25 protein-coding genes and 2 pseudogenes are annotated in these 26,996 nt (G+C 71.2%); 12 read left to right on the top strand and 15 right to left on the bottom strand.

Annotated features, from left to right (window positions below):
- Positions 1–151: 151 nt before the first annotated feature.
- Positions 152–784: a DUF6151 family protein gene (locus WMF33_RS05455; protein WP_437336140.1), complete on the bottom strand. Its 633-nt coding sequence runs from the start codon at positions 782–784 to the stop codon at positions 152–154.
- Between the two features lie 130 nt (positions 785–914).
- On the opposite strand from WMF33_RS05455, the gene WMF33_RS05450 reads away from it, so the two are divergent.
- Together WMF33_RS05450 and WMF33_RS05445 are read left to right on the top strand one after the other, a co-directional pair.
- A complete protein-coding gene (locus WMF33_RS05450; RefSeq protein WP_437336139.1) occupies positions 915–1,883 on the top strand; it encodes a LysR family transcriptional regulator in 969 nt (322 codons plus the stop codon).
- A gap of 149 nt (positions 1,884–2,032) precedes the next feature.
- Positions 2,033–3,067, top strand: coding sequence for a Kelch repeat-containing protein (locus WMF33_RS05445; protein ID WP_437336138.1), 1,035 nt, complete (start codon positions 2,033–2,035; stop codon positions 3,065–3,067).
- 157 nt (positions 3,068–3,224) lie between these two features.
- On the opposite strand, the gene WMF33_RS05440 is transcribed toward WMF33_RS05445, so the two are convergent.
- The 4 genes from WMF33_RS05440 to WMF33_RS05425 form a co-directional block, all read right to left on the bottom strand.
- Positions 3,225–3,938: a hypothetical protein gene (locus WMF33_RS05440; protein WP_437336137.1), complete on the bottom strand. Its 714-nt coding sequence runs from the start codon at positions 3,936–3,938 to the stop codon at positions 3,225–3,227.
- Between the two features lie 332 nt (positions 3,939–4,270).
- On the bottom strand, positions 4,271–5,113 hold the full coding sequence (locus WMF33_RS05435) for a carbohydrate ABC transporter permease (protein ID WP_061629721.1): 843 nt from the start codon (positions 5,111–5,113) through the stop codon (positions 4,271–4,273).
- Positions 5,106–6,098: a carbohydrate ABC transporter permease gene (locus WMF33_RS05430; protein WP_437336136.1), complete on the bottom strand. Its 993-nt coding sequence runs from the start codon at positions 6,096–6,098 to the stop codon at positions 5,106–5,108. Before WMF33_RS05430 ends, WMF33_RS05435 begins: the two co-directional genes overlap by 8 nt.
- Positions 6,098–7,462: an ABC transporter substrate-binding protein gene (locus tag WMF33_RS05425; protein WP_061629719.1), complete on the bottom strand. Its 1,365-nt coding sequence runs from the start codon at positions 7,460–7,462 to the stop codon at positions 6,098–6,100. The genes WMF33_RS05430 and WMF33_RS05425 overlap by 1 nt, the downstream gene beginning before the upstream one ends.
- Positions 7,463–7,698: 236 nt before the next feature.
- Here WMF33_RS05425 and WMF33_RS05420 point away from each other — a divergent pair, with 236 nt between their 5' ends.
- Together WMF33_RS05420 and WMF33_RS05415 are read left to right on the top strand one after the other, a co-directional pair.
- Positions 7,699–8,028: a hypothetical protein gene (locus tag WMF33_RS05420; protein WP_437336135.1), complete on the top strand. Its 330-nt coding sequence runs from the start codon at positions 7,699–7,701 to the stop codon at positions 8,026–8,028.
- Between the two features lie 383 nt (positions 8,029–8,411).
- Positions 8,412–9,743, top strand: a complete 1,332-nt coding sequence (locus WMF33_RS05415) for a trypsin-like serine protease (RefSeq protein ID WP_437336134.1) — start codon at positions 8,412–8,414, stop codon at positions 9,741–9,743.
- A gap of 92 nt (positions 9,744–9,835) precedes the next feature.
- Here WMF33_RS05415 and WMF33_RS05410 read toward each other — a convergent pair whose 3' ends face one another.
- Entirely contained in the window at positions 9,836–12,082 is a 2,247-nt protein-coding gene (locus WMF33_RS05410) for a prolyl oligopeptidase family serine peptidase (protein ID WP_437336133.1), read from the bottom strand.
- A 337-nt stretch (positions 12,083–12,419) separates the two neighbouring features.
- Here WMF33_RS05410 and WMF33_RS05405 point away from each other — a divergent pair, with 337 nt between their 5' ends.
- Entirely contained in the window at positions 12,420–12,677 is a 258-nt protein-coding gene (locus tag WMF33_RS05405) for a hypothetical protein (protein WP_437336132.1), read from the top strand.
- A 218-nt stretch (positions 12,678–12,895) separates the two neighbouring features.
- Here WMF33_RS05405 and WMF33_RS05400 read toward each other — a convergent pair whose 3' ends face one another.
- The gene (locus WMF33_RS05400) at positions 12,896–13,804 is read right to left on the bottom strand and encodes a LysR family transcriptional regulator (RefSeq protein WP_437336131.1); all 909 of its coding nucleotides are present in this window, start codon (positions 13,802–13,804) and stop codon (positions 12,896–12,898) included.
- Positions 13,805–13,916: 112 nt separating this feature from the next.
- Between WMF33_RS05400 and WMF33_RS05395 the strand changes: the two genes are divergently transcribed.
- The 4 genes from WMF33_RS05395 to WMF33_RS05380 all read left to right on the top strand — a co-directional run bounded on the left by WMF33_RS05395 (position 13,917) and on the right by WMF33_RS05380 (position 18,960).
- Entirely contained in the window at positions 13,917–14,771 is an 855-nt protein-coding gene (locus WMF33_RS05395; protein ID WP_437336130.1) for an inositol monophosphatase family protein, read from the top strand.
- Positions 14,772–14,788: 17 nt separating this feature from the next.
- On the top strand, positions 14,789–15,439 hold the full coding sequence (locus WMF33_RS05390) for an NADPH-dependent F420 reductase (protein WP_437336129.1): 651 nt from the start codon (positions 14,789–14,791) through the stop codon (positions 15,437–15,439).
- A gap of 349 nt (positions 15,440–15,788) precedes the next feature.
- Positions 15,789–18,068 (top strand): TonB family protein, encoded by a 2,280-nt coding sequence (locus tag WMF33_RS05385; protein ID WP_437336128.1) that lies wholly within the window; start codon positions 15,789–15,791, stop codon positions 18,066–18,068.
- A 16-nt stretch (positions 18,069–18,084) separates the two neighbouring features.
- A complete protein-coding gene (locus tag WMF33_RS05380; RefSeq protein WP_437336127.1) occupies positions 18,085–18,960 on the top strand; it encodes a hypothetical protein in 876 nt (291 codons plus the stop codon).
- Between the two features lie 40 nt (positions 18,961–19,000).
- On the opposite strand, the gene WMF33_RS05375 is transcribed toward WMF33_RS05380, so the two are convergent.
- Both WMF33_RS05375 and WMF33_RS05370 read right to left on the bottom strand, forming a co-directional pair.
- On the bottom strand, positions 19,001–19,369 hold the full coding sequence (locus tag WMF33_RS05375; RefSeq protein WP_437336126.1) for a hypothetical protein: 369 nt from the start codon (positions 19,367–19,369) through the stop codon (positions 19,001–19,003).
- A 138-nt stretch (positions 19,370–19,507) separates the two neighbouring features.
- Positions 19,508–20,500 carry a quinone oxidoreductase family protein gene (locus tag WMF33_RS05370; protein WP_437336125.1) on the bottom strand — a complete coding sequence of 331 codons (993 nt, stop codon included), beginning with the start codon at positions 20,498–20,500 and terminating at the stop codon, positions 19,508–19,510.
- 91 nt (positions 20,501–20,591) lie between these two features.
- Between WMF33_RS05370 and WMF33_RS05365 the strand changes: the two genes are divergently transcribed.
- Complete coding sequence (locus tag WMF33_RS05365) at positions 20,592–21,548, top strand: LysR family transcriptional regulator (RefSeq protein WP_437336124.1); 957 nt, start codon at positions 20,592–20,594, stop codon at positions 21,546–21,548.
- Positions 21,549–21,680: 132 nt separating this feature from the next.
- Here WMF33_RS05365 and WMF33_RS05360 read toward each other — a convergent pair whose 3' ends face one another.
- Complete coding sequence (locus tag WMF33_RS05360) at positions 21,681–22,280, bottom strand: DUF4360 domain-containing protein (RefSeq protein ID WP_437336123.1); 600 nt, start codon at positions 22,278–22,280, stop codon at positions 21,681–21,683.
- A gap of 61 nt (positions 22,281–22,341) precedes the next feature.
- Positions 22,342–22,611, bottom strand: a complete 270-nt coding sequence (locus WMF33_RS05355) for a hypothetical protein (RefSeq protein WP_437336122.1) — start codon at positions 22,609–22,611, stop codon at positions 22,342–22,344.
- A gap of 243 nt (positions 22,612–22,854) precedes the next feature.
- On the opposite strand from WMF33_RS05355, the gene WMF33_RS05350 reads away from it, so the two are divergent.
- The gene (locus WMF33_RS05350) at positions 22,855–22,983 is read left to right on the top strand and encodes a hypothetical protein (RefSeq protein WP_437336121.1); all 129 of its coding nucleotides are present in this window, start codon (positions 22,855–22,857) and stop codon (positions 22,981–22,983) included.
- Positions 22,984–23,232: 249 nt separating this feature from the next.
- On the opposite strand, the pseudogene WMF33_RS05345 reads toward WMF33_RS05350, so the two are convergent.
- From WMF33_RS05345 to WMF33_RS05335, 3 genes and pseudogenes are all read right to left on the bottom strand, one after another.
- A pseudogene (locus WMF33_RS05345) lies at positions 23,233–23,391 on the bottom strand (aldo/keto reductase); the annotation flags it as partial.
- Positions 23,392–23,462: 71 nt separating this feature from the next.
- Complete coding sequence (locus WMF33_RS05340; RefSeq protein ID WP_437336120.1) at positions 23,463–24,335, bottom strand: alpha/beta fold hydrolase; 873 nt, start codon at positions 24,333–24,335, stop codon at positions 23,463–23,465.
- A gap of 157 nt (positions 24,336–24,492) precedes the next feature.
- Entirely contained in the window at positions 24,493–25,281 is a 789-nt protein-coding gene (locus WMF33_RS05335) for an SDR family oxidoreductase (RefSeq protein WP_437336119.1), read from the bottom strand.
- Positions 25,282–25,399: 118 nt separating this feature from the next.
- Between WMF33_RS05335 and WMF33_RS05330 the strand changes: the two genes are divergently transcribed.
- Positions 25,400–26,386 (top strand): LysR family transcriptional regulator, encoded by a 987-nt coding sequence (locus WMF33_RS05330; protein ID WP_437336118.1) that lies wholly within the window; start codon positions 25,400–25,402, stop codon positions 26,384–26,386.
- Between the two features lie 222 nt (positions 26,387–26,608).
- On the opposite strand, the pseudogene WMF33_RS05325 reads toward WMF33_RS05330, so the two are convergent.
- A pseudogene (locus tag WMF33_RS05325) lies at positions 26,609–26,899 on the bottom strand (LysR family transcriptional regulator); the annotation flags it as partial.
- Between the last annotated feature and the right edge of the window lie 97 nt (positions 26,900–26,996).

Raw genomic sequence — 26,996 nt, 5'->3', positions numbered from 1 at the left:
ACGGAAGACGGAAGACGGGGACGAGAGACACCGTACGTCGTCTCTCATCCCCGTCTTCCGTTCTCAGCTACCTCTTACTTCTTCCCTCTTCCGTCTCCCCTCTTACGTCTTCGTGCGCGTGCGCGTGCGCGATTCCCCGGAAATCACGCCGTCACACGCTCGCGGGGCGCGGGCCGCACAGCGGGCGCAGCGCGTCGCGCTCGGCCTGGGGCAGGACCGTGACCGGGTACTTCGGATTGCCGCTCCCGCGATCGAAGAACGGGTGCGGCCACGTCTTGCCGCGGATCTTCCAGCCGAGCACCTTCCCGATCGTGCGCGCGAGCAGCGGCACGTTCGGCTTCACCGTCCCGGGCGGAGGCTCGCCGATCGCGAACTTGCCGAAGATCCCGCCGCGCGGCGGGCCGAAGACCTCGTCGCACGGGCTCGCGCTCGGCGCTTGCTGGAACAGCTCGGTGGCGATGCCGAGGACCGGCAGCCGCGGCGTCGGCGTGTTGCCGAGCGGCGTCTTGCAGCAGCTCGCGTACCACCGATACAGGCCCCGCGGCGTGAGGCGCACGGCGGCGATGACCTCGGCGCCGCGGTCGAACGAGATCGCCGACGGAGGGACCTGCACGATGTCCGAGCCGCCGTGCTCGTCGAGCAGGTCCGCGCGGCCGAGGTGATGTAGAAACGCCTGGCAGTCGGCGCAGTAGCAGATGGCGCGGTTCACCGTGCTCGGCGACGCATCGCGCAGCCATCCGTGGAGCTTTCCGCAACGACACTGGAGCTCGATATCTCGGGACATGGAGCCCACATATCATGTTCTGACGCGCGACGCGCGCGCTTCTCGACGCGCGCGCCTCCCCTGAGCCGCTGGCGACCGCCGGCGCCGCGGCGCGACCTGGACCGCGGCTGGCAGTGTTATTGCTCGCACGATGAGCCGCCGCGCCCGCCTCGCCTCTCTGGATCTGAACTTGCTTGTCGTGCTCGACGAGCTGCTCCGGAGCCAGAGCACCGTCGTCGCGGCGAAGCGCCTCGGTCGGGCGCAGTCGTCGGTGAGCCACGCGCTCGGCCGGCTCCGCGAGGTGTTCGGCGATCCGCTCTTCGTCCGCACCGGAACCGCGCTCCGGCCGACGAGCTTCGCCGAGGAGCTCGCCGCGCCGCTGCGCGCGCAGCTCGACGCGCTGGAGCAGCTCCTCGAGCCGACGGCGGGCGTGGAGCCGTCGCGCCTCGAGCGGACGTTCACGCTCTCCGCGCCTGACTGGGCCGTGGTCCTGATGCTGCCGCCGCTCATGGCGCGGCTGCGCCGCGAGGCGCCCGGCGTCGATATCGTGCTGCGCTCTTTCAGGATGGATGTGGATCGGGCGGTCCAGTCGGGCGAGATCGACGTGGCGCTCGGCGTGAGGTTCCAGCCGCTCTCCGGCCTCGTGATGCAGCGGCTGCTGGAGGAGCCGTTCGTGTGCATCGCGCACCGCGACCACCCCGACCTCGGGGAGCCCATCACGCTCGACGCGTACGCCGCCGCCGCCCATGTCCTGGTCGCGCCCTACGAGCTGCCCGGGAGCCCTCTGGACGACGAGCTCGCGCGGCTCGGGCACCGCCGGCGCGTCGTGCTCCGGGTCCCGCACTTCTCGGCGGCCCTGTTCGTCGTCGCGCAGACGGACCTCATCGCGACGCTTCCGAGCAGCTTCGTCCACGCGACCGCGCCGCTCCTGCGCCTCCGCGTGATCGAGCCGCCGCTCGCGATCCCGCCCTTTTCGTTCTCATGCCTCTTCAGCGCAACACGGCAGAAGGATCCCGCGCACGTCTGGCTCCGCAGGTGCATCTCCGAGATCTGTCGCGAGATCCACGCCGGAACGCCGCGCGCGGCCGTCGGCCGGCCTATCGACACCATCGATAGATAGTAACAGCCGAGGAGGCGCGCCGCGGCGTGGACCGTCCTCGGGGCCGCCATTACGCTCTGGTCCGACGATGAAAGGCCGTCGCGCGGCGCGGCGCGCCGCCGCGATCCGCGAGGCTCGGGCCTCGCGAGCCACCGAAAGGAAAGAACACCATGCGATCCATCACCGCGCTCGGCTTCTCTCTCTGCCTCTCTCTCACCGCGGCCGCCTGCGCCGGCGACGGGTCGGGCGGGAGCGAGGGCAGCGCGGCCTCCGGCGACGGCGTTGACCAGGGCGCGCGCCCGGGCTGGCGCGGGCTCGCTCCGATCGCGGGCGGCCCGCGCCAGGAGCACGGCGTGGTCGCGCTCGACGGCAAGATCTATGTCATCGCGGGCGTCGGCGGCGAGCTGCTCAACACCGGGCGCGTCGAGGTCTACGATCCTCGCGAGGACGCGTGGTCCGAGGCCGCGCCGCTGCCGATGGCGCTGAACCACCCGAACGTCGCGGCCCTGAACGGCAAGATCTACCTGCTCGGCGGCATGATCGGCGAGTTCCCCTGGACGGCCGTCGGCAACGCGTTCGAGTACGACCCGGGCTCCGATACGTGGACGGAGATCGAGCCCATGCCCGAGGGGACCGAGCGCGGGAGCGCCGCCGTCGGCGTGGAGGGCACGAAGATCTACCTCGCGGGCGGGCTGCGCTCGCTGACGCCCCGCTTCCAGGACACGGTGCTCGACGTCTCCTCGTACGACGTCGCGACCGGCGCCTGGGAGGCGTTGCCCGACCTGCCCGAGCCGCGCGATCACGTCGGCGGCGCGGTCGTGGGCTCGACGTTCTACGTGCTCGGCGGCCGGGCGAACGGCCAGGGGAACGTGAAGGACACGGTGTTCGCGTACGATCTCTCGGAGCGGGCCTGGTCGACGCGCGCGCCGATGCCGACGGCGCGCGGCGGCGTCGCGGCGGCCGTGAAGGGCGAGACGATCTACGTCATCGGCGGCGAGGGCAACGAGGAGCCGGGCGCGCTGGGCGTCTTCGACGACAACGAGGCCTACGACGCCGCGCGCGACGCGTGGCAGGTGCTCGCGCCGATGACGACGCCGCGCCACGGCACCGGCGCGGTCGCGGTCGACGGGGCGATCTACGTTCCCGGCGGCGGGACCCAGCAAGGCTTCGGCTCGACCGGCGTCACGGATGCGTTCATGCCCTGAGCGGGGCGCGACCGCGCGAGGCCGGAACGACCGTGTTCCAGCGCTGGAGCGTTCGAGGGGTGAGCAGATCCGCGCTCGGACGGAGATATCGTGGCGCCGGGCATCCGGGCGCGAGCGCCCGGGCGACGGAGCGCTACGCCTTCCTCTACGCCGCGCTTCAGGAATCCACCTCGACGAGCAGGTGGATGGCGGCGACGGTCACGGCGACCGACGGGCGCAGCGCGGAAGGCGCGTCGCGAGCGATGTACGAGCGCCGAGAGCCCGGGGTGATGTCGACCGCCCCGAGGATGCTGCCATCGGCCAGCACGTAGTAGCCGCCGACGTTGCTCGGGCGCACCGTCTGGTGCGCCCACTCGACCCAGAGGACGCGCTCGTCCTCGCTGCGCAGGAGCGCGTCCCAGTCGAGCAGCTCGCGCGGTTCGGGCTTGGGCCCCCCGATCCTGCGCATCTCCTTCACCCACTCGGGCACCCAGTCGGGCTCTTTCGGCCAGGTGGTCTTCAGCTCGACGTCGAACCGCATCGCCCAGGCGCGCGTGCCGTCGTTCAGACGACAGCCGAGCTGACGCGAGCCGCGGTGCCTCCAGGGGTCGCGCGGTCCGGCGCAATCGATGCTGCCCGCCGGCATGTCGGGCCCGGTCATGGCGGCGCGGAGCCGCCAGCGGCTGTCATGGCTCACCTTCGCTGAGCCGAGCTTCATCAGGGCAACGCCCCTGCTGCGCTCGTAGTCGATGGCGGTCACGCGGTAGGGGCCGATGCGGAGGTACTCGGGCGGAAAGAAGCCAGACGGCCTCTCCGTCGGCAGCTCTTCCGCCCGGGGGGCGAACTTGGGATCGAGCTCGAGCTGCACGCAGCCCGCGCACAGCCAGGCCATCAGGAGAGCGCTCGGCAAGGACGACATCGCAGGGCGTCGCGAGATCGCCGTCTCTCGGGGCGAGCGGTTGACCGGGGAGTTCGACACGAAGGCGCTCCTGGAAGGTGGAGGGGAAAGGGCACGCGCCGAGCGCGTCGCGCAGCGACGAGCGCTCGCCGTCGGTGAATCACCGCCGGCCACCAAGCAAGCCATGTGCCTCGCGGTCCGGCGCTCGGGCCGCCGGAGAGCCGCGCGCGCGAGCGCGCAGCGGCCCGCCGTGACGCCGGGGCGACGCGGCGGCTGTGACTGTCCGTTCATGGTCCGGACGAGGCGCCGCCCGGCGTCTCGCCCGGTCACGTCTTCACGGCGCCCGCGGTGAGCCCCTGGACGAGGTAGCGCTGGAGCAGGAGGAACCCGGCCACCACGGGCACGCTGACGACCACCGAGGCGGCCATCACCTGGTTCCAGTAGATGTTCGACTGCGTCGCATACCCTTGCAGCCCCACGGCCAGGGTGCGGCCGTCGTCGTCGGTGAGCACGGAGGCGAACAGGACCTCTCCCCACGCGGTCATGAAGGCGTAGATCGCGACCGCGACCACGCCCGGCTTGGCCGCCGGGAGCACGACCCGGAGCAGCGCGGTGAGCGGCCCGGCGCCGTCCACGAGCGCGGCCTCGTCGAGCTCGCGCGGGATGGTGTCGAAATACCCGGCGATGAGCCAGATGGAGAACGGCAGCGAGAACGTCAGGTACGTGAGGATGAGGCCGAGCCGCGTCCCGTGCAGCGCGAGCCCGGTGGACCGCTCGATCGTGACGAAGAGGAGGAAGAGCGGGAGCAAAAAGAGGATCCCGGGGAACATCTGCGTCGACAGCACGGTGGTGAGGAACGCGCGCCGGCCCCGGAAGCGGTACCGGCTCACCGCATACCCGGCGAGGATCGCCAGCGCCACCGAGAACACCGTCGCGGCCGCCGCGACGACGGCGCTGTTCACGAAGTAGCGCGCGAGCGGCACCGTCCGCCACATGTCGACGAACGGCTGGAGCGTGACCTCCGTCGGCACCCAGGTGAAGGGCCCCTGGACGTCGCGCAGCGGCTTGATCGCCGAGATCAGCATCACATAGAGCGGGACGACCGTGAAGACCGCGAGCGCCGCGAGCACGGCGCGCCGCAGCCAGGCGACCCACGCAGCCTCACGCATGGCGAGCGCTCCTGCCGGTGATCAAGAGATAGCCTGTCGTGACGACGAGCAGAAAGCCCACGAGGAGCACGGACATCGCCGAGCCCAGCCCGAAATTCCAGGTGATGAACGACGCCTGGTAGATGTGGATGGCGATCACGTCGGCCTCCGGCGGCGCCGCCCGCCCGAAGAGCGTGTAAGGCGTCGTGAAGTCGTTGAAGCTCCACAGGAACAGGACGAGCAAGAGCACCTGGTTGACCGGCCGGAGCATCGGGAGCGTGATCGACCGGAAGCGCGTCCACGGGCCGGCGCCGTCGACGCTGGCCGCCTCGTAGAGGTCCGACGGGATGGCCTGGAGGCCCGCCGTCACCGTGAGGAAGGCGAACGGCCACGTCCGCCAGATCGCCACCACCACCAGGCTGAGGAAGCTGTTGCCACCGAGCAGCCAGAACGGGCGATCCTGGACGAGGCCGAGCTGGTCGACGAGCACCGTGTTCACGATGCCCGTGTCGCGCTGGAGCATGAAGCTCCACGTGATGACGCCGGTGAAGATCGGCATCGCGAACGGGATGAGGAACAGCGTCCGCAGCGCCGAGCGGCCGCGGAACGGCTTCTGCAGCGCGACCGCGGCGGCCGTGCCGAGGAGCCACGAGCCGCTGACCACGAGGACGCTGACGGCGACCGTGATCGCGAAGGACCGCAGGAGCTCGACGCCGATCGGAGAGCCGAAGTCGACCGCGATGCGGTAGTTGGCGAGCCCCGCGAACGGCGCCTTGCCCCAGTTGCGGATGTAGCGCTGCGTGAGCTGGAGGAAGCTCATCCACGCCCCGACGAACATCGGGACGATGTGCACGGCGAGCTCGGCGGCGAGCGCGGGCAAGAGGAGCACGTACGGGAACGCCCGCGGCCAGCGCGAGCCCGCCCGCGGCCCCGCGGCGCCGTGCGCCGCCGGGGCCGCCCCGGCGGGCGCCTCTCCCCCGGCGCCTCCCGCGCCGCCCTCCCGCATTACTTGCCGCTCACCATCTGCTGGTTGGCCTTGGTCAGCTTGGCGCGGATCGCGGCCTCGTCCACCGCCTTGCCGGAGGCGGCCTCGGCCAGGAGATCCTTCATGGCCGTGCCCACCAGCGTCTCGAACTGCGTCGTCTCCTCCATCATCGGCATCGACTCCGCCGTCTCGGCGAGCACCTTCTGGAACACCTGGATGTTCGCGGTCTTGAACCGCTCATCGGAGTAGGCCTCGGTCACGACCGGCAGCGAGTTGAAGGCGGCGTTCAGGATCCGCTGCTCCTCGGGGCTCGTCATGAACGCGACGAGCTTGAGCGCGGCGTCCTTGTGCTTGCTGTCCTCGAAGACGGCGATGTTGATGCCGGCCACGTGGCTGTTCACCCGCTTGCCGTTCGCGGGCAGCGGGTCGGGCAGCGGGATCGGCGCCACGCCGTAGGCGTCGCGCGCGAGGCCGTTCTGCTCGATCGCCGTGGCGGCGTAGCTCTGGATCATGAGCATCGCCGCCTTGCCGGCGGCGAAGTCCTTGAGGATCTGCGTGTCGTTCACGTACTCGGCGTTGCTCGGGTTCACGACCTTGTGGACGCTGAGCAGGTCGATGTACTGCTTGACGCCGGCGACGAGCTCCGGGTCGTCGAAGCGCGCCTGCTTGCCCTCGAAGATCGTGGCGCCCTGCTGGCGGCCGAACATGAACGCGAAGTGGGCGTTCTCGGAGTAGCTCGCGCCCATGATGGCGAGGCCGTAACGGCCGCTCTTCGCGTCGGTCAGCTTCTTGGCGACCGCGACGAGCTCGGCCCACGTGGCGGGCGGCTTCTCGACGCCGCCGTCGGCGAACATCTTCTTGTTGTAGAAGAGCCCGTAAGCGAGGCCGTAGAGCGGCACCGAGGCGGGCGGCTGGCCGGGCGCGCCGGTGGCGGACATGCTCGCCGGGATGAACCGGTCCTTGCCGCCGACCTTGGCGAGCGCGGCGTCGTCGAACGGCAGGAACGCGCCGGTCGCCTGGAGCGACGCAGACCACGAGTTGCCGATGTTGAGGACGTCGGGCCCCTTGCCGCTCGTGGTGGCGCCGAGGATCCGGTTGAGCAGGTCCGGCCAGGGGATGACCTCGAGCTTGACCTTGATCCCGGTCTGCTTCTCGAACTTGTCGAGCTCGGGTTGCAGCACCTTCTTGTCGTCCTCGATACTGGGCCCCTGGTTGCTCGCCCAGTACGACAGCGTCACCGGCCCGGACCCCGGCGAAGCCGCGGCGGCCGACCCTGACGGCGAGGGCGACGACGACGGCGCGTCGCCCCCGCTCTTGCCACACGCGGCGGCTCCGAGGGAGAACAGGGCAAATGCGGCTACGGCCTCGATCGTGCGTGACCTCACGGTGACCCCCTCTCCGTCTGAAGATTCACACCCTGTCGCGCGGGTCGCGCGAGCCCGGGCAGGCTACCCCTTGCGCGGTCGGGGTTGCAACGGGGAGCGCCCGCGAGGAGAGCACTTAATCGGTTCAGAGTCAACGGCCAAGAGGGAGCGGCGCGCGCCGCCCGACCCGGGCCGACCCGGGCGCGGGCAGCGGCGCCGGCTTGACGCGCCGCCGGCGCGCAGGGAGTCTCGGCGGCATGGCGCCTCTTCCGCCCACGGGCCGCGATCGGCTCATCGCCATGCTCCGCGCCCCGGACGCCCGCGACCGGCTCCCGATCCGCATCGGGGGGCCCACGCTCCAGGTCGGCGTCACCTGCGAGGACGGGCGGTGGCGGCTACGCCGGCTCGTGCTCGATCACGACGCGCTCACGGAGTTCGGGCGCCGGCAGCTCGCCGCGGGTCGAGGGTTCTTCCCCGACCACGCCAACATGTTCCTCATGCCGGTCGGGGAGGTGCTCGCCGAGGCGGGCGATCTCGATGCCTTCTGCGAGGCGCTCCGGCGGCTCGCCTGGGACCCTTTCTGGTGAGACGACGCCGTGGCGACCCGGCGAGCTCATGCATGCGGTGCATGACGTCCATGCTGCGTTCTCATTGGAAAGATTCTTTCCAATGACATAGACATCGCCGTCGCGCCGATACGACGAGACCTCGCGCAGGCGGTCCCGCTGGACGGCCGCGCCTGCCCTTGCGCTCGACGTGGGATCACCACGGGACGCGCCCTCCACTGACGTTCGCACCTCGGAGAGCGAGACACGGCGCGTGCGCGCCGCGTCGAGCGCGAGCGCGGCCGACGGAGGGCGCCGGCCCGCGGGCACGGAGCGCGAGGCGGGCGACCGGGCGTGGGAGCTCGAGACCATCGGGGCGACAGGAGAAGCAACCAGTGCGCGCACCTGTATATGCTTTGCTCTCATTGTCCTTGGTCGCCTGCAGCGTGGAGGGCTACGTCGAGCCCTCCGAGGAGATCGGCGCGGCGGATGACGCGCTGATCGGGGGGCGACCGGCGCTCGAATCGGAGTATCCGTCGACGGTCCTCGGCCCGGGGTGCACCGCGGCGAAGGTCGGGCCGCGCCACTTCCTCACCGCCGCTCACTGCGTGGATGACGAGTACAACGCCGCCGTGTCCCCGAGCTACGGGCCGGGCGGCTCCTACTGGGTCAGCGCCACCAACACGCCCCCGATCTGGCCCTACGTCGAGCTGACGATCGAGCAGACGTACATCCACCCGCAGTGGCTCGCGGACTGCGCCGCCGCGCTGGCGGGCGGAGCGACCGATTGCGCGGTCAACGTCCTCAACCCGGGGCACACGCCCGACCTCGCGCTCGTCGTCGTCAACGAGCTCTCGCCGACGATCCCGGCCGCCGTGGTGGACGGGGCGCCGGTCGCCGTCGGGGATCCCGTCGTGGCGACCGGCTACGGCTGCGAGGACCCGAGCGGCTCGGGCGGCGGCCTCTTCAAGCTCCAGGAGCTCACCGCGTCGGCCTCCTCGATCCTGAATCACCCCGGCTCCTACGTCTCGGGCCAGGACATCATCGACGTCGCGGCGGCGTACGTGCTCACGCCGGGATACGCCAGCAGCACCAGCTACGCCAGCCTGTGCCCCGGCGACTCGGGCGGCCCGCTCTATCGCCAGAGCTCGACGAGCCTCGTGGTCGTCGGCGTCAACGCCTATTACACGTTCCCGTCCGGCTGGCCTGGCCCGGCGCCCTCGCAGACCAACTGGCACACGCGGCTCGACACGTCGGCGCGCTACCCGGTGACGTCGTGGCTCCAGTCCCTCGGGGTGAGCGTGATCAACGGCGGCACCGCGCCGACCTGCACCGACGGCGTGCAGAACGGCACCGAGACGGACGTGGACTGCGGCGGCACGTGCGCGGCCGACTGCGCGAACGGCGATACGTGCAGCACCAACGCGGACTGCACGAGCCAGAACTGCGTGGCCGGGGTGTGCCAGCCCAGCACCGGGACGGCGCCGTGCAGCAACCTGTGCACGAGCCCCACCGCGTTCGCGGGCCCGAGCTACAACTCGGGCAACCTCGGCACCGGCGCGCGCTGCTTCGAGACCACGGCGAACCTGACCGGCGCCAATTGCGGCAACTTCGCGAGCGGCCGCACGTTCTCGGTCAACGGCACGGCCGTGACCTGCAACGGCGGCAACATCTCGCTGCCCGCGAAGCGCAACGGCGGCTACTGCTTCCAGGCGTCCGCCGGCAACCAGTCGTGGGCGTACTTCAGCACCTGGTAGACGAGATCTCGTGAATCGAGGCGCCTCGACCGAGGCGCGCCGTGACCGGGCCGCGGCCGCACCCCGAGCGGGGGGCGGCCGCGGCCGCTCCATCACCGGAGCTTCTCGTTCGCCGGCGGCGCCTCGAGCCCGAGGTGCTTGAAGAGGAACGCGAACACGTCCGTTTGCTCCTCGATCTTCTCCCCGAGCGGCGTCCCGATGCCGTGGCCCGTCGAGCCGCTCGCCCTGAGCAGGATGGGCGCCGGGCTCGACGTGGCCGCTTGCAGCCGCGCCGCCATCTTCCTCGAGTGGAACGGGTCCACCCGCGCGTCGTTCGCGCCCGTCAGCAGCAGCGTGGCCGGGTATGCGGTCCCGTCCTTCACGTGGTGGTACGGCGAGTAGGCATAGAGCGCCTTGAACTGCTCCGGGTCCTTCACCGTGCCGAACTCGGTCACGTTGAACGCCCCGTTCGGCGTGAGCTCGACCCGGAGCATGTCGTAGATGCCGACGTGCGAGATCACCGCCTTGACCATCTCCGGGTGCTGCGTGAGCTGCGCTCCCATCAGCAGGCCGCCGTTCGAGCCGCCCATGATCGCGAGCCGGTCCGGGCGCGTCATGCGGCCGTCGACGAGGTGCTTGGCGCAGGCCGCGAAGTCGTCGAAGACGTTCTGCTTCTTCGTCAGGTTGCCGCCGTGGTGCCACGCCTCGCCGAACTCGCCGCCGCCCCGCAGGTTGGCGACCGCGAACACCCCTCCCTGGTCGAACCACAGCCGCCAGAGCGGGTTGAACCCGGGAGCGATGCTCATCCCGTACCCGCCGTATCCGGTGAGCAGCGCGGGCGCGCTCCCGTCGAGGGCCGTGTCCTTGCGGCGCAGGATGTTGATGGGCACCTTCGTCCCGTCCTTCGAGGTGCACGCCTCGCGGACGACCTCCACGTCGGCGTAGGACACCGGGGACGTCATCGCGAGCGGCGTCTTCGTCACCTTGCCGTCCTTGGCCGCGACCGCGAACCAGGCCGCCGGCTCGGTGTAGCTGACCCCGCGGAAGAGCATGTCGTCGCCGTCCGCGCGCACGAGCTGCCGAACCGAGGACACCGGCGGGATCGGCACGGTGCCGAGCGCCTTGCCCTTGAGGTCGAAGACGCGGACCTGGGACGGGCCGCCGAGCAGATCCCGGACGTAGAGCCGGCCCTTCGTGGGCAAGAAATCCTGGATCACCGCCTCGCTCTCGGGCACGACGAGCTCCGCCTTCGCGAGATCGAGCTTGCCCGGCGCGAGGCGCACCACCTTGCCGCGCGGCGCGTCCTTGCGCGAGAGGAGGTAGAGCCGGTCGTCGGCGCCGAACTCGGCGTGGATGATCTTGTCGGGGAGGTCGGCGAAGCGGGTCCATTTGCCCGTGGCGTCGAGGAGGTAATGCCAGTACTCGCCGCCGTCGCCGTTCTGCACGCTGGCGAGCACGAGCTTGCCGCTGTCGCTCGTCGTGAGCTCCACCTCGGCGATGCGGGGGAAGTCCTTGCCGAGCGAGTACTTGTCTTCCTTCTCCGGCGCGCCGAGCTTGTGGAAGTAGATCTGCTGATAAAACCCCATGTCCTCCTGCGGGCGCTCGCCGGCGTGCGGGTGGCGGGTGAAGTAGAACCCCTTGCCATCGCCGCTCCAGGCGAGGCTGCCGCCCGCCGTGCCGCTGCTCGCGTAAGGGACGATGTCGCCCGTCTCCTTGCCGGTCGCGACGTCGTAGACGCGCACGGTGCCGTTCTCGCTGCCGCCCTGGGACAGGGAGACCGCGACCTTCTTGCCGTCGCGCGAGGGGACGAACCAGTCGATGGTCGTGTGCCCCTTCGGGTCGACGACCTCCGGATCGACGACGATCCGCTCGGAGCCGGGATCGTTCGCGGATTTCATGACCACGAGGAAGGGCTGCTGCTTCGGCGGCTGGTCCTTGAGGGCGAAGAGTTGCCCGCCGGCGTCGTCGACCGCGTAGTAGTTGGTGGAGGTCGCCGACAGGATCGCCTCGACGCGCGCCCGGACGGCGCCGCGCGTGGGCAGCGCGTCGAGGGTGCCGCGCGTGAGCCGGTTCTGGTCCTCGATCCAGCGCTGGACCTCGGGAGAGCTCGAGTCCTCGAGCCATTGATACGGGTCGACGACCTTGGTGCCGTGGTACTCGTTCGTGACGGGCCGCTTCGGGGTCTCCGGGTACGGCAGGCGAGCTCCGCCTGCCGCGGGCGCGGCAGGCGCGAGGGCCGGCGGCGAGGCCGCGGCGGCGGGCGCGGCCGGCTCGTCCGGCGGCCTCGGCGCGGGCGCGCTGCACGCCGCGAGCAGCGGCAGCGCCAGGGTGATGGCGGGGATCGGGCGCAGGCGGTTCATGCCGTCGAAGCTAGCCCCCGCCGCGCCCGCCGCGGAAGAGAATCGGCCCGTCGGCGGGCGCCGCGCGATCCTGCAACGCTGCAACGCCGCCCTCGCAGGATCGAAACCGCCGGGTCGACGTCCCCGACAGAAAATGCGGGGGATTCCGGGGGGATGGGCCTGGTACGGAGGATGCTTATCCGCCGGCCAGCTCCGCCGGCGGCCTCCGCTACCCCCCGAGGCGCCCGGCGGCGCTGCTATTTTGTGCCTTGATCTCGGGCGTCGCGTTCCCCCGGGCCTCCATGCGGTTGCGGGGCCACGCGCCGGGCGCGGCGTCCTTCGTGCTAGCGTGCGCCGCATGGCGAACGACGTGAACGAGGGAGCGACCACGACCGCCGACGTCGAGGTTCGCGAGGTCGACGACAGCGTCCTGAAGGACCTCGAGTCGAGGTACGCCGACGTGGCCTGTCCGATGCACGGCGGGCCGCCGACGTTCGAGCTCGCCACCGACGGGTCGGTGGTGGAGCGCTTCTGCTGTCCGGCCCTGCTCTCGATCGTCCGCGAGCTCCAGGTCGCCGCGGGCGAGCGGCCTCCGCCGCCGGAAGAGGGCGCGTGAGGATCCAGGGAAAACCAGCGGAGATCGCTCCAGGACGCCGCCCTGGTCCAGTTCCGCGGATCAGAACTCCCGCCAGGGTTCTGCCTCACGAGCGATAGAGGAATAAACGCAAAGACGCAAAGACGCAAAACTACAAATCTTTTTTGCGTCTTTGCGCCTTTGCGCCTTTGCGTTGAACTCTCGTTCCGGATCCCTGGCCGAACTTCTGGCGGGCGGAACTATGCCTCTCCACGGCAGATGGCCTGAACGATCTCGCGCGTGAGCCCGCGCAGCCACGCGTGCGCCTTGTCGCTCTCGAAGCGCTGGTGCCACAGCTGGACGATCCGGACCTCCGGCACGTCGAGCGGCAGCGGCAGGGCGCTGAGGTGGAGCGCCCGCAACATCGGACCGCAGACCCGCGCCGGCAGCGCGACAACGAGGTCGCTCTCGCGGGCGAAATGGGCGGCGGCCGCGGTCGTGGGGGCCGCCGCGACGACGCGCCGCCGGAGCCCCTGGGACTCCAGCGCGTCGTCGATCCGATCGCGCAGGCGGCCGCGCCGCGACACCGTGACGTGGAGCGCCTCCGCGTAGCGCCTGGCGGTGAGCCGGCCGCGCGCGAGCGGATGACCCTGGCGAACGGCCACGACGACGCGATCCTCGCCGATCGACTCCCCGCGGATCTCCGGGAGGGCGGGCTCCGTCGCGCCGATCTCGAGATCGACGCGCCCGTGACGCAGCTCGTCGGTATCCCCCGCGGGCTCCCCGAGGAGCCGGAGCTTCACGTCAGGGGCCTGGTCCTGCACCGCGAAGAGCAGCCGCGTACCGAGCGCCGTCGTGAGCGCGTCGTGGCAGCGGACGGTGAAGGTCCGCTCGAGCTTCTCGAGGTCGAGCGCCCGCTCCGGCGCGAACACCGCGTGCGCCCGCTGGACCAGTGCGTGGACCTCCTGACGCAAGGCCAGCGCGCGGGGCGTCAGCGTCATCGTCCGCCCGGTGCGCACGAGGATCGGGTCCCCCGTGGCGTCCCGGATGCGCCCCAGCGTTCGGCTCATCGCGGGCTGCGAGAGGTGCAATCGGGCCGCGGCGGCGCTGACGCTCCGCTCCTCGAGCAGCGCGTCCAGCGCCGTCAACAGGTTCATGTCCACATGCATCTGGGTAATCCTTCGTATAGCAAGGATGCATTGGACGACATACCGCGTCCAGGGTTTACTCCTCCGCGCTGGAGCTCGCGAGGACGCGCGAGCCGCACGCCCAGGAGGAATCATGTCGACCCATTCGGAGCCGATGACCGACCATTCCATGCGACGGGACCAGAGCGCCGCCCGCGCGGACGACGAGGCCTTGCTGCCCGCGGTCGTCGCGGCGCTCTCCACGGCAGGAGAGCGGCTCGTCGCCCGCTTCTCGACGGCGCCGCGCCTCGGGAGCCGCGAGGAGGTCTTCGCCGCCCTCGCCGACAACGACGCGGTGTCGCTCGACGCGCTCCGCGAGCCGCTCACGCGCGCTCGCCCGGGCGCCGGGTGGGTCGAGGACGAGCTCGAGCGCGGGCCGCTCCCGCCCGGCGAGTGGTGGGTCACCGATGCCGTCGAGGGGAACATCAACCACGTTCACGGGATGACGGACTGGTGCGTCACGGCGACGCTCGTCCGCGACAACGAGCCGGTCCTGACGGCGGTGCACCTGCCCCTCCGCGGCGAGACGTACACCGCCCGGAAGGGCGCCGGCGCGACCCTCGGGGCGAGGAGGCTCCGGACCTCGGCGAAGACGGCGCTCGACGCCGCCTTCGTCGGGACGGGCCAGGCCATGCCGGGCGAGGACCCGGAGACGCACCGGCGGATCGGCCAGTCGGTCGCCGCGATGCTCGGAAGCGCGCTGGTGCTGCGCGTCTCGGTCCCGGCCACCCTCCAGCTCGTGGAGGTCGCCGCCGGCCGGATGGACGTCTTCTGGCAATACAGCCAGGTCCTCTCCGGGCTCGTCGCGGGCGCGCTGCTCGTCGCGGAGGCCGGGGGCGCGGTCACGGACACCCGCGGGAATCCGTGGCGCCTGACCAGCGAAAACTGCCTGGCCGCAGCGCCGGGGCTTCACGCCGGCGCGGTCGCCGTCCTGTCCACCGTTGGCTGAGGAGAGAGGTCTTCAATATGGAACGCGTCTCAGAAAACATCGGAATCCTCGGATCGGGCCGGGTCGGAAGGGCCCTGGCGGGCAAGCTCGCGAGCGCCGGGCACGCCGTCACCGTCGGCACCAGGGACCCCGCGCGCGCGGAGGCGAGCTTTTCGGGGGCGCGCGTCGCGTTCGGCGATCCCGCGGAGGCCGCGCGGAGGGCCGCGATCGTCGTCAACGCCACCCCCGGAGACACGAGCGTCGAGCGGCTCGGCGCCCTCCGCGACGCGCTGAAGGGGAAGATCTTGATCGACGTGTCCAATGCGACGCTGCGCGCCGAGGACGGCCTGCCCGGCAGCCTGCTTTACCCGAACGGCAGCGTCGCCGAGCGCCTCCAGGCGGCGCTGCCGGAGGCGGCGGTGGTCAAGACGCTGAACACGATGCTGTTCACCGTCATGGCGGATCCCACGAGCCTCGGCGTCCGCCCGACCGCGTTCCTCTCCGGCAACGACGAGAGCGCGAAGGCGGTGGTCGCGCGGCTCCTCGGCGATCTGGGATGGCCGGCGGACTGGATCGAGGATCTCGGGGACATCGCGACCGCCCGCGGGCCCGAGGCGGCCGCCTTGCTCGTCCCCTCGGTGCTGCGGCGGCGAGGGCTCGCGCCGTTCGCCATCGCGCTCGCCCGGTGACGTCGCGGCGCGGCGATGGGCCTCCCTCCGCGCGAACCGCACCGGGCGCGTCGTTTTCGTGCTGGGCGGGCGGATGCGGCCGCGCCGTTCGGCCGGCAGCGATAGAAGCGGCGGCGCGCTGCGGGCATGGCGCCCGCTCCGCGGGGCCGAGCGCGAGAATTCGTCAGGCATGGTTAAAGGGCCCCGGGTGTGACGCGGAATAGGCTCATCGATGAGGCTGCGCTACCCGGGCACACATCGGCCGCAGATCGCGGATCGCGCGCCGGCCGCGACACAAGGGCGCGCTCCTGGGCCGCGGGCGCGGCTCGGCCCTCCCCTCGCCTCGCGAACGAATTGCAGGGCGGGCTCGATGCTGCCATGGCTCCTCGGCATGGCGGGGTGGCTCCTGCCGGCGCTCGCCGGCGCTCAGCCGGCCGCCGGCCCCCAGGGGTCGCGCGAGGCCGCGGCGACGCCCTCCGAGGCGCAGAGCTCGGTGGTCCCCCCACGCCTCCTGTCCGCCCCCGAAGCGCCGTATCCGCCGGGGGCGACGGGCGACGCCGCCGTCGTCCTCACCGTGACCGTCGATGCAAAGGGATCTGTTCGCGAGGCAGCGCCGGTCGAGCAGCACGAGCCGTTCTCCAGCGCCGCCGTCCGCGCCGCCCTCGCCTACCGCTTCGAGCCTGCGACCCGGAACGGCGTCGCCGTGGCGGCGAAGATCCGGATGCGGGTGGACTTCACGGCGCCCCGCGAGGCCGCCGCGCCGCCGCCGGACGCGGCGCCCGCCCCGGCGCCGGGCGCCGCGCCACGTCACGACCGCCCGGCAGACCGGGACGCTAGCCCGGCGCCGATCGAGGTCGTCGTTCGCGGCGAGCAGCTCCCGCCCGCCACCCAGTCCATCGCGCGCGGCGAGGTCCGGCAGCTGCCCGGCGCGTTCGGGGACGCCTTTCGCGCCGTCGAGATCCTCCCCGGGGTGATCCCCGCCATCTCCGGGCTTCCGTACTTCTATGTTCGCGGGGCGCCGCCGGCGAACGTCGGATATCTCCTCGACGGCGTCCGCGTCCCGCTCCTGTACCACTTCGCCGCCGGGCCGTCGGTCGTCCATCCGGCGCTCGTCGAGCGCGTCGACCTCTACCCCGGAGGCTACCCCGCCCGGTACGGGCGCTATGTCGGCGGCATCGTGGCGGCCGAGACCGCGGAGCCGCGGCCCGAGCTCCACGGCGAGGGGAACATCCGCCTGTTCGACGCGGGCGCGATGGTGGAGGCGCCGTTCGCGGAAGGGCGCGGGACCGTCCTGCTCGGCGGCCGGTACTCGTACACCGCGGCGGTCGCGTCGCTGATCGCGCCGGACGCGGTGATAGACTACCGCGACTACCAGGCTCGCCTGACCTACGACGTCACGCCGGACGATCGCCTCACCGTCTTCAGCTTCGGATCGTACGATCTCCTCGGGGAGGAGCGGGACGACGGGCTCTCGGTCCTGTTCGGCGTCGAGTTCTACCGCCTCGACCTCAGGTACCGACATCGGTTTCAGAACGGCGAGCTGCGGCTCGGCGCGCTCCTCGGGTTCGATCGGACGGCGCTGGACGGCAATCGCACCGCGCGAGATCGCATGGTCGCGACCCGGGCCGACGTCATCTATCGCGTCCACCCCGACGCCGATGTCCGCGTGGGCGTGGACGGGTCCATCGACTCTTACGTCACCGACATCGTCGGTTATACCGTCAGCCGCGGGGGCTCCAAGCGGCTCGAGCAGCAGTTCGGCTCGCGCGACGACGGGGCGCTGGGCGCCCACGCCGACGTGGTCCTCAGGCTCGCGCCCCGGTTCGAGCTGACCGCCGGCGTGCGCGCGGACCTGTTCGCCTCCGGCGGCGCGACGGCCGTCGGCGTGGATGGCCGGCTCGCGTCCCGGCTCGACGTGACGAAGAGGCTGCGCCTCGTGAACGCGTTCGGCGTCGCGCATCAGCCCCCCTCGACCGTGGCGCCGCTCCCCGGGGTTCAGGTGGCGGGCCTGCGCGGTGGGCTCCAGAAGAGCGCTCAGGGGAGCGCCGGCGTCGAGGCGGATCTCCCCGAGGGGGTCACCGCCGGCGCGACCGCGTTCTACAACGCGTTCTTCGACATGACGGACGCGCTGGGCGCCGTGGCGCACGGGTGGACGGACGACTTCGACGACCTCGCGGACGTGCCCCGGACCCTCGGGTCGAGCTACGGAATCGAGCTCTACGCGAGGCGCCGCCTCACCCGGAAGCTCGGCGGGTTCGCCTCGTACACGCTGTCGCGCTCGACCCAGGCCGCCGGGCGCTCGCGGTCCCCCGCCCCGTTCGACCGGACCCACGTCGCCAACCTCGCGCTGACCTACCAGCTCGACCGGAACTGGCGCGCCGGAGCGAGGTTCCTGTTCTACACGGGCAGCCCGGGCGCCTCGCTCGCCGCCGAGGAGCGCGACGGCTCGGGCGAGCAAGCGACGATCGACCGCGATCCTCCCTTCTACCGGCTCGACGCGCGCATTGAGAGGCGCTGGTCCATCGGCGAGCGCGGCTGGATCTCGGCGGTCCTCGAAGGGATGAACGTGACCGCGCACAAGGAGGTGATCGGTGGAGAAGCGATCGGCCCTGTCACGATTCCGAGCATCGGTGTGGAGGGCGGGTTCTGAGCCCAGGAGGGAAACGATGAGCTCCCGTGCTTCGCTCCTCTCGACCGCCGCGCTCCTCGCCCTGGGCGCTTGCCTGCCGAGCGAGACGAGGCCCGAGCCCGGCGAGCTCGTCTACACGATCTCGGGCGCGGCCGACGTCGTCGGCGGCGTGCAGAGCTCCGACGGCTGGAGCATCGAGTTTTCGAAATTCCTGCTCGCGGCGCGGTACGTGACCACCCACGAGTCCTCCGCGTGCGCCGTCACCGCCATCGCGGACACGCCCACGCTCGTCGACGCGCGGGTGGCGGGGAAGCACGAGGTCGCCAGGGTCCTCGCCACCGGGGAGTGCGGCTTCACCTACCATGTCGGGCCCCTCCCGCCGCGCGAGTACTACGACCCCGAGGAGTGGCTAGGTCCTGGGGTGACCGACGAGGATCTGGCCCTCGTCGAGTCGCTGACGACCGGCGCGTACGTGGAGGGCAAGGCGACCAAGGGGGCGGTGACCAAGGTGTTCCGATGGAGCTTCCTCTTCCAGGATTTCTGCAGCGGTGGATTGCTCTGGAACGCGGATGAGGGCTCGGGTCCGACGATCCGCGTGCGCTCCGGCGCGACCGAGCGGGCCGACCTCGTGATCCGCGGCGACCACCTGTTCTTCGATCGCATGGACGAAGCGGCGGCCCAGGTGCGATTCGACCCGATCGCCGGAGCGGACAACCATCCGGTCCATGGAAACGCCGACGGCGAGGTGACCCGGGAAGAGCTGATGAACGTACCGCTCTCGGCACTCGCGCGGGCTGACGGCGCTTATTCAAGCGAATGGGCGCTCGACCTCGCCACGTGGATGGACATGCGCATGGCCAACGTGGGCCACCTCAACGGGACGGAAGCTTGCTCGTCCCTGGACCTGGAGTAGGCCCGGCGAGGCGCCCCTCGCGGCAGGCCGGACGAGCCTGTCAATCCGTCTCGGGGAGCACCGTCGCGGCGATGATGCCGTCCATCGCGGCGCGCGAGCCGTCCGCGTTCTTGGGGTCGTGGATCTCGATGGTGGCATAAACCGCCTCGAGCCGAGCGTGCGAGATGTCCGCCGACGGCTGGCTCGGCTCCTCGCCGAGCAGCGGCTCGACGCGGGCCCTCGACGTGTCGAAGACGCGGAAGAGCGGGAGCCGGTGATCCGGGATGAAGTACAGGTCGCCGTCCGCGCCGCGAAAGAGCGTGCCCGATACGTGCTCCGTGCCGTCCTGCGCCCGCGGGCGCGCGTCGGACACCGGCGCTGTGGCGTCCGGCCCCTCGGAGGGCATCTCTGCTGCTTGTCGCTCCGCCATGACTCAGGTCCTCCTTGAACGGCTCGCCGACGCCGACGAGCGGCGGCCGGCACGAGGTTCGCGGCCGGCGATCCACGCAGTCTAGGGCAGAGCCTGGGGCCCCCACAAGCGCCTGGTGGCGCCTCCGTCGCCGCGTCCTCAGGCAGCGCAGCGCAGCAGGATCTTCCCCTGAACCGCGCGCGCCCGCAGCGCATCGAGCGCGTCGGCGACGCGCTCGAGCGGCCATGTCGCGTGAACGACCGGATCGAGCGCTCCGCGTTCGACGAGCGCGAGCACCTCGTCCATCGTGCTCGAGAACCGCTCCGGCGCCTCATTGGCCACCGTGAACAGGTCGCTCATGGCGAGCGATACGCTGCGTCCGAAGCCGTCCGCGAGCGCGGCGCCGAGCTCGACGCCTGGCGGCCCTTCGAGGAAGCCGAAGGACACGAGGCGGCCGAAGGGGGCGAGCAAGCCGAGGTCGCGCGCGAGCGTCGCGCCGCCGGTCGCGTTGAGCGCTGCGTCGACGCCGCGCCCGTCGGTCAGCGCGCGCGCCCGCGCCGCGACGTCCTCGCGGCCGTGGACGATCACAGCGGCGGCGCCGTTGCGCGTCGCATGATCCACCTTGGAGGCGTCGCCGACGAGCGCCACCGCGCGCGCGCCGAGGTGCCGCGCCAGCTGCAGAGCGGCGGTCCCGACGCCGCCGGCCCCGCCGTGCACGAGCACCGTCTCGCCGGGGGCGATCCGGGCGCGCTCGCGCAGGAGCACCCACGCCGTCGCGTAGTTGACGATCGACGCGGCGGCGCGGTCGAGCGGCACACCGTCGGGCACGAGCGCGGCGCGGCGCGCCTCGACGTCGGCGAGCTCGGCGAACGCGCCGGTGTGCGGCGTGCCCATCGCGACGACGCGCGCGCCCACCGCCGGCCCGCGCGCGCCCTCGCCCAGCGCCTCGACCGTCCCCGCGAGCTCGAGGCCGAGCCCCACGGGCATCGGCGCCAGGGGGAGCTTCCCGTCGGCGAGGAGCAGATCGATGTGGTTTACCCCGGCGAACGCCACGCGCACGCGCACGTGCCCGCGTGGAACGGGGCCGAGCTCCCGCTCGCCGATCACAGCGCCGCCCGCGCCCGGGCCCGGCCTCAACAATGCAGCTCTCATCCGTGCTGTCCCTCCGCGTTGAACAGGCCCCAGCGTGCCGGCGCGCGGTCCGCCCGTCCAATGGATGCACCGGATGCTATGCATTCACGTCGTGAATCTCTCCGCGCTCGACCTCAATCTGCTCGTCGTCCTGGAGGCGCTGCTCGAGGAGCGCAGCGTGACCGCCGCCGGCAAGCGCGTGGGCCTGAGCCAGCCCGCGACGAGCAATGCCCTCGGCCGGCTCCGCGCGCTGCTCGGCGATCGCCTGCTCGTCCGGCGCGGCCGCGCGCTCTTCCTGACCCCCCGCGGGGAGCAGCTCCGGCGCGACGTGCGCCCGGCCCTGGATCGCCTGCGGGCGGCGCTCGCCCGCCGTCCGGCGTTCGACCCCGCGGCGCTCTGCGACGAGCTGCGGGTGGGCATGAACGACTACGCCGCGTACGTGCTGCTGCCGCGGCTCGTCCGGCGGCTCCGGGCGCGCGCGCCGAGGGCCCGGCTCGCGGTGCTGGCGTTCGAGACGCGCGACGCCGCCCGGGCGCTCGACGCGGGCGAGGTCCACGTCGGCCTCGCGGTGGAGGGGCCCGGGCTGGCCGGGCTCGAGTCCCGGCCGCTCCTGCGCGACGACTTCGCCCTCGTCTGCCAGCCTCCCGCGCCGCGCACGCTGCGGTCGTTCCTCGCGCGGCCGCACCTGCTCGTCTCACCGCACGGCGGGCGCGTCGGGGTGGTCGATCGCGCGCTCGCCGCCCAGCAGCTCGAGCGCGACGTCCACGTCACGCTGCCGCACTTCCTGATGGCGCCTCACCTGCTGTCGGGCACCGACCTCATCGGCGTCCTGGCCGGCGCGGTCGCGCGGGACATCGCCCCTGCGCTGAAGCTCGTCGTCGCGCGGCCGCCGCTCGCTCTCCCGGGCTTCACGCTCTCGGCCGTCTGGCACCCCAGGCTCACGGACGACCCGGCGCACGCGTGGCTGCGCGAGCAGCTCGCGGAGGCCGCGGCCGAGCAGCAGGCCGCGGCCGAGCAGCAGGCGTCGCGGCCGGCCTCCGCGCCCGCCCGGCAGTCGCGCGACGCCTGACGCGGCCCGGCAGGCGCCCCATCGATGGCTGCCCGGCTGCCGCCGGCGATGCTGCCCGCGTCGGGCGTCGTCTTGGAGCGCTGCGATCCGATCGAACCGTTTTGCTCTTCCGACGGCAAGCCCTGGGTCGGTTCATTGACAGCGGCGCCAGGGGATCAGCCCATCGATATAGTTGAACTCGACGGATGCTCTTCCCGTGCCACCGATCGTGGCGCGGAGTTGCACGTTGACCGTAGCCGAGGTCGCACCACACGGGGCGCTGCCCGCTTGTCCCCCGGCAGGGATGGAGAGCAGCTCGAACACCCCTTCGACGTCCGTGTCGATGTTCTGAAACGTCCTGGAGACGCTGGCCGTGCCGGCCAGTGATTGGCTTGCTTGAACCGTGACGACAGCTGCGTCTTCGGTATACACGTCACCAAACACATCCAAGGACGGCGCATCGAACGTGTAGCCCGCTGGAAACGTATAGGTGACCTCGGCGTCAAAAGCGACGTCGTACGTGCCAACGTCGTCGCGGCCCCCGCGAGCGTCATCGAACGTGAGTGCGTATTCCGTGTTGATAGCCCCAACCTGCGTATTCATAGTTCCGCAGCCGGAGGCAGTTGCCTTGATCGAGACCTGGCTCGGGTCAGGCACGTCGCCGCCGTCGAGGGCGGTCGCCTCGCCGTCCACTGTCTCGCCTTCGTCGGAGGTGTCGGCGCACGCGACGCACAGGGAGGAACAAAGCAGCATCGCAAGACACGACCGAACATGATGGCTTAAAAGCTCGTTGGCAAGGGGTGGACGCGATCGATCAACGATACGGTCCCTGGCGCGGCGCCTCACCATCGAGCACCGACACGTCCACGTGCTCGTCGAGCCCCTCGAGCTCCTTCACGTGCCACTCGACCAGCATGCAGCCCGCGCAGATGTACGCCTCGAGCTTGCCGACCCTCCGGCTGCTCCAGACGCTCGGCTTCGCGATGGCGAGCTCGCTCCGCCCGTCGGCGTCCGCGTCGAGGACCTTGGGCGCGTGGAGGATCTTCCTCGCGCCGCATGCGGGGCAGCGGAGCTCGTCGCGCATCGACGCGGATCGCCGCTCGAGCAGCGCCTGGACCTCGCGCTCGAGCCGCCCCCACCCGCCCGTCGAGGGAGCGCTCCGCCGGCGCGCTCGCGGCGTGGGGATCGGTGACGGGATCCGCGACGGGCACGCTCGCGGCGCGGGGGAGCCGGGCGCCGCAGCCCAGGCAGAAGACATAGGCCGCCGGGTTCGAGCGGGCGCACGTGGGGCAGCCCAGGCGGTCGCCGCGCCGTGTACATCGGCGGCATGCCCATCGCGACGCTGGCTCCGCTGTCGGGCCTGCACGCGCTCGAAAGCCTCGCGGTGACCCATTTGGGCGTCTTCGACATCTCAGCCCTCTCCACCATGCCCAGCCTGGAGCACCGTTCACGTTGATCTAGACCGACGACAATGATGTCGCCCCGGTGCCAGGCGAGCACTCCGAGGAGCTCAGCGATCTTCCGATCTCGCGCGCGCTTGCTCGCGCTCCCGCAACTGCGCGAGGTAGTCGTCCGACACGCGCTCGCTGAGGACGAGGTCGAGCTCGATCTCGTCGTCACGGCCGTCACCGGTCCACCTGCGCCATCTGCTGCTCGCCGTAGCGCGCCGCGGACGGCATCTCGGGCAGCGCCGGCCGTCCCTTCCGAGCGCGCGCGCGAGCAGTTCCTCGTTCGTGTAGGGCCCGTGCACCGCGGCGGTGTCGAGGAACGTCACGCCGAGCTCGACGGCGCGGTGGATGGTGGCGATGGACTCGCGCTCGTCGCGCTCCTCGGGGGTGCCGTACGCCTGGCTCATGCCCATCAGGCCGAGCCCGAGGGCCGAGACCGTGAGGCCCTGCGTGCCGAATGTTCCTGAGGTCGGGCTCTACGGTGAGCTCAGGCGCGGTCTTCCCTGAAAAACCCGCGCAGGGATTGCGCGACGAGCTCGGGGCTCCCCCTCCGATCGGCGTTCCAGGGAGCCGCGTGACCGACGCCTTCGAGCTCCGTCCGCTGGACCCTGGGGAGGATCGTCTCCAGCGCATCGAGGGCGTTCTTCAGGTACCTCGGGCTCTTCGTGCCTCCGAGCAGGAGGATCTCGGCTTCGACGGCCTTGAACGACGCGATGCTTTCGCCCCTGTCGACGACCATCTTGAAATCGAAGCGCATCGCCGGGAGCAGCTCGCGCACCGGCGCGTACTGCCCTGAGCCCCTCCTGTCGTCCAGGCGGAGAAATCCCCTCGCCGCCAGCGTGAGCAGCGGGCGGGGGACCGCGGCGAGGAGCCCCGGGGCGAGGCGCACGATGTTGCTCATCGTGACGAGCGCCGAGGCCAGCTGCCCGCGGCGGATCTCGTCGTTGAAGCGAGCGATCCCGTCGAGGGGCACTCCCTCCAGGTAAAACGGGGGCTCGTAGACGGCCGCCTTGCGGACGGAGGGCAAGGCGCGCGCGGCCTCGAGCGTGATGATCGCTCCCGAGCTGAGCCCGAACACGAGGTGGGCGCCGCTTCGCGAGAGGAGGCCATCGAGATCCTCGACCTCTCTGTCGATGGAGTGCCCGGCGTCGTACTCCCGCGGGCTCATGCCCCGCCCCCGCCGGTCAGGGAGGTAGACCGTGAAGTCGTTGGCCAAGGCCCTCGCGAGCTGGTCGTAGTTGGCGGCGGTCCCCATCGCTCCTTGCACCAGGATGACGCCGGGACCTCGGCCGATCCGGCGGTAGCCGATCGTGGTGCCGTCCCTGGAGGTCACGGCGCCCGCCGCGTAGGGTTCTTTCAAGGCCGAAGAGCGGCCCTCTCGGCCGCGTCGTGCTTTTGTCGTCATCGCGTGCTCCATCCCGGCCCTTTGTGACACGGCGGCCAATGACTCAGGCTCGCGCAGCGCCGGCGAGGACTCCTCGTCCCGCCTGCCTCCGTGCAACATCCATCATGGACCTCTAGCTGCTCAGCTGCTTCATCTGCGCGAGCATCTGATCGACCGGCTTGCTGAGCAGCTTGAAGATCAAGCCCGGCGCGATGCGGCTCATGAGCTTGGAGACGTTCGCGAAGCCGACGCGGATCTCCGGGCGGTCTCTCTCGAGCCCCTTCAGGGCCTCATCGACGAGCTTCTCAGCGCTCATGAGCGGCGTGCCCCGGAGCTCCTCGGCGAACGTGTGGCTCAGGGGCGTGTCCACCGCCGGAGGCGCCAGCTCGAAGACCTGGACGTTCGTCTGCTTGAGCTGGACGCGCAGCGACTGCGTGAACGAGTGGATCCCCGCCTTCGTCGCGCCGTAGATCGGGGCGATCGGGTAAGGGGTGAAGGCGAGCCCTGACGACACATTGACGATCGCCGCGCGGGCCTGGGCCTTGAGGTGCGGGAGAAACTGCATCACCATGCGGATCGAGCCGCTCAGGTTGATCTCGATCTCCTCCGTGATGCCCTGGAGATCGGCGCCGAAGGTCTGCAGGTTGACCTTGCGCATGATCCCTGCGTTGTTGATGAGGACGTTCATCGCGGGGAAGTCCTTCATCACTTGCTCGTGGAGGGCCGCGATCGCGTGCGGGTCTCGCACGTCGCTCCGGAGGGTCCGTAGCCCAGGCAGCCTCCGCCGCGCGGCGTCGAGCGCGCCTTCGTCGCGGCCTGTCACGATGACCGTGTTGCCGCGACGGAGGAGCTGCGACGCGAGCTCGGAGCCGATGCCGCCGCTTCCACCGGTGATGAGGATGGTGTTGCCTTGGAGTTTCATGATTGGACCTCTGTCTCGAGCTCTGAGAGAGCGTTCACGCGTTCGACGCCCCCGCCGGCGCCGCGACCCACGGAAAGAAGTACGGCGGAGCAGACAGAAATGCTAATGGATAGTCGTGATGGAGAACATAAACGATGGTTATGGCCGCGATCTCGACCTGAACCTGCTCCGCGTGTTCGTGGTGGTCGCGGAGGAAGGGAGCCTCACGCGCGCTGCGTCGCGCCTCTACGTGACGCAGCCGGCCGTGAGCGCCTCGATGCGGAGGCTCGCGACCTTCGTCGGCGCCGAGCTCATCACCCGTCAGGGTCGCGGCGTGGCACTGACGACGCGCGGCGCCGAGCTGCTCGCGGCGGCGCGCGCGCACCTGGCGCCGCTCATCGCCGCCGCGACGACGGCGCCGCGCTTCGATCCGAAGCTCTCGACCGCCACGATCCGGTTCGGGCTCGCCGATGGGCTCGAGTCCGTGCTCCTCCCGAAGCTGATGGCTCAGCTCCGCGCCGAGGCGCCGCGCATGCAGTTCATCGTGCTGCCCGTGCAGTTTCGGACCGTGGAGGAGAGCCTGCTCTCGAGCAAGATCGACTTCGCCGTCACCGTGGCGGACGAGCTGCCGAAATCCATCCTCCGCCAGCCGCTCACCGCACACCAGAGCGGGCCGAAGGCGTTCGTCTGCCTGTACGACGCACGCTTCACCAAGCTCCCACGCCCGCTCACCGAGCGCGCTTACTTCGCCCAGGAGCATATCATCGTCTCGTACGCCGGCGACACGCGAGGCGTCGTGGAAGACGCGCTGGGCAAAGCCAGGACGGTCCGCGTCTCCGTGCACTCCTTCGGCTACATCGCGGACCTCGTCGAGGGCTCTTCCCTCGTGGCCACGGTGCCGTCGTTGCTCGCTGGCCACCTCATACGGGAGCGGTCGCATCTGCGCGCGGTCCCCGTGCCGTTCTCTCTCGAGGGCGCGCGGCTCGAGCTCTTGTGGTTGCGCGCCGCCGACGACTATCCGGCGGGGCGGTTCGTCCGCGGCGTCGTGGCGAACGTCGTCGGATCGCTGGAGGGGAAGAGCGAAGAGCCGCTCGCCCGCTCCGGCGCGGTGAGGCGCGCGCGGTGAAGGACGTGGCGAAGGCGCTCGAACTCGACGCGCTCCGCCGGCGTGACCACATGCCCGCATCGGCGAGGCTTGTCGACCCACGGTCCGACGCTCTGCGTGATCCCTCGAGATTTTGCCGCGCCTCCTTCAGCTCGTACCGGCGAGCGCGGTGACGGTTTTTGCGATCGGGGTCGCTGCGCCGCGACGTCGGCGTCGAGGCCGGTGTACGGGCGGACGTGCGAGGACGCGCAGGCGACCGGCCGGCTCACGGCGGCCGGAGTCCAGCGCGGCCTCGGCGGCCTCCAGCTCACGCAGCGCCCGCTGGCAGCGCTCGTAATAGAGCTGGCCGTCCGCGGTCAGGCTCTGGCTGCGGGTCGTGCGGTGAAAGAGCCGCACTCCGAGGCGGCCTTCGATGCGGCCGATCGTCTTCGCCACCGCCGATCGCGTGAGGCCGAGACGCGCGGCGGCGAGGGCGAAGCTTCCGGCTTCGGCAGCTTCGACGAAGATGGCAATTCCGTTGAACCGGTCGGACATGAGGCCGGCGATTGTAGACCGAGCGGCTCCAGTGAGTGGATCAACCATCACCACCACGGACGGCGGCGCGCCCTTATGGTCTCGGCGCGTGGGGGAG

The organism is Sorangium sp. So ce394 (assembly GCF_051474665.1).
GTDB classification, from domain to species: domain Bacteria; phylum Myxococcota_A; class Polyangia; order Polyangiales; family Polyangiaceae; genus Sorangium; species Sorangium cellulosum_D.
This window is presented reverse-complemented; position numbering and strand designations above follow the sequence as displayed.

Excerpts from the sequence above, each read along its gene's own strand:
- WMF33_RS05455 (WP_437336140.1), bottom strand. The coding sequence starts at position 784 with ATGTCCCGAGATATCGAGCTCCAGTGTCGTTGCGGAAAGCTCCACGGA.
- WMF33_RS05335 (WP_437336119.1), bottom strand. The coding sequence starts at position 25,281 with ATGAAACTCCAAGGCAACACCATCCTCATCACCGGTGGAAGCGGCGGC.
- WMF33_RS05435 (WP_061629721.1), bottom strand. The coding sequence starts at position 5,113 with ATGCGTGAGGCTGCGTGGGTCGCCTGGCTGCGGCGCGCCGTGCTCGCG.
- WMF33_RS05390 (WP_437336129.1), top strand. The coding sequence starts at position 14,789 with ATGGAACGCGTCTCAGAAAACATCGGAATCCTCGGATCGGGCCGGGTC.
- WMF33_RS05445 (WP_437336138.1), top strand. The coding sequence starts at position 2,033 with ATGCGATCCATCACCGCGCTCGGCTTCTCTCTCTGCCTCTCTCTCACC.
- WMF33_RS05360 (WP_437336123.1), bottom strand. The coding sequence starts at position 22,280 with ATGCTGCTTTGTTCCTCCCTGTGCGTCGCGTGCGCCGACACCTCCGAC.
- WMF33_RS05375 (WP_437336126.1), bottom strand. The coding sequence starts at position 19,369 with ATGGCGGAGCGACAAGCAGCAGAGATGCCCTCCGAGGGGCCGGACGCC.
- WMF33_RS05380 (WP_437336127.1), top strand. The coding sequence starts at position 18,085 with ATGAGCTCCCGTGCTTCGCTCCTCTCGACCGCCGCGCTCCTCGCCCTG.
- WMF33_RS05330 (WP_437336118.1), top strand. The coding sequence starts at position 25,400 with ATGGAGAACATAAACGATGGTTATGGCCGCGATCTCGACCTGAACCTG.
- WMF33_RS05385 (WP_437336128.1), top strand. The coding sequence starts at position 15,789 with ATGCTGCCATGGCTCCTCGGCATGGCGGGGTGGCTCCTGCCGGCGCTC.
- WMF33_RS05355 (WP_437336122.1), bottom strand. The coding sequence starts at position 22,611 with ATGCGCGACGAGCTCCGCTGCCCCGCATGCGGCGCGAGGAAGATCCTC.
- WMF33_RS05450 (WP_437336139.1), top strand. The coding sequence starts at position 915 with ATGAGCCGCCGCGCCCGCCTCGCCTCTCTGGATCTGAACTTGCTTGTC.
- WMF33_RS05430 (WP_437336136.1), bottom strand. The coding sequence starts at position 6,098 with ATGCGGGAGGGCGGCGCGGGAGGCGCCGGGGGAGAGGCGCCCGCCGGG.
- WMF33_RS05440 (WP_437336137.1), bottom strand. The coding sequence starts at position 3,938 with ATGGCCTGGCTGTGCGCGGGCTGCGTGCAGCTCGAGCTCGATCCCAAG.
- WMF33_RS05410 (WP_437336133.1), bottom strand. The coding sequence starts at position 12,082 with ATGAACCGCCTGCGCCCGATCCCCGCCATCACCCTGGCGCTGCCGCTG.
- WMF33_RS05420 (WP_437336135.1), top strand. The coding sequence starts at position 7,699 with ATGGCGCCTCTTCCGCCCACGGGCCGCGATCGGCTCATCGCCATGCTC.
- WMF33_RS05395 (WP_437336130.1), top strand. The coding sequence starts at position 13,917 with ATGTCGACCCATTCGGAGCCGATGACCGACCATTCCATGCGACGGGAC.
- WMF33_RS05350 (WP_437336121.1), top strand. The coding sequence starts at position 22,855 with ATGCCCATCGCGACGCTGGCTCCGCTGTCGGGCCTGCACGCGCTCGAA.
- WMF33_RS05400 (WP_437336131.1), bottom strand. The coding sequence starts at position 13,804 with ATGCATGTGGACATGAACCTGTTGACGGCGCTGGACGCGCTGCTCGAG.
- WMF33_RS05370 (WP_437336125.1), bottom strand. The coding sequence starts at position 20,500 with ATGAGAGCTGCATTGTTGAGGCCGGGCCCGGGCGCGGGCGGCGCTGTG.
- WMF33_RS05405 (WP_437336132.1), top strand. The coding sequence starts at position 12,420 with ATGGCGAACGACGTGAACGAGGGAGCGACCACGACCGCCGACGTCGAG.